This is a genomic window from Shigella sp. FC1567 (genome assembly GCF_001743015.1).
GTDB lineage: Bacteria > Pseudomonadota > Gammaproteobacteria > Enterobacterales > Enterobacteriaceae > Escherichia > Escherichia coli.
The window spans coordinates 1-315 of record NZ_MIIV01000437.1 but is presented as its reverse complement, the minus strand read 5'-3'; the positions used below and the strand labels follow the sequence as shown (position 1 = coordinate 315).

Below are 315 nucleotides of genomic sequence, written 5' to 3'. Positions count from 1 at the left end.
CCAGACTTTACGCACACCGTATACCTGATGATTCCCATCGTATACGCGCAGTATCTCTTTCTTCAGCCAGTCATCGCGCTGCGCACGGGCACTGCGTTTATCAGGATGATGTCGCTGTTGCTGACAGTGGTAATACGTTGACGGGGCAATATGTAGTTCACTGCATACCGGTCCGACCCCGTACAGCTTACGCAGCTTATCCAGCAGTGGCATCACTTTTCCAGAGGCGGTCGAACTCCGCCTTCGCAAAATAAGCGGAAGCCTGGCGAAGGATATCGTTACTGCGGCGCAGTTCACAATTTTCACGTTCCAGCT

The 315-nt window shown here is 52.7% G+C and carries 1 pseudogene and 1 other annotated feature; the pseudogene reads right to left on the bottom strand.

The window, feature by feature from the left end:
• A pseudogene (locus tag BHE85_RS19365) lies at positions 1-315 on the bottom strand (IS3 family transposase); the annotation flags it as partial.
• Positions 142-257 (bottom strand) — a sequence feature (AL1L pseudoknot). It overlaps the preceding pseudogene by 116 nt.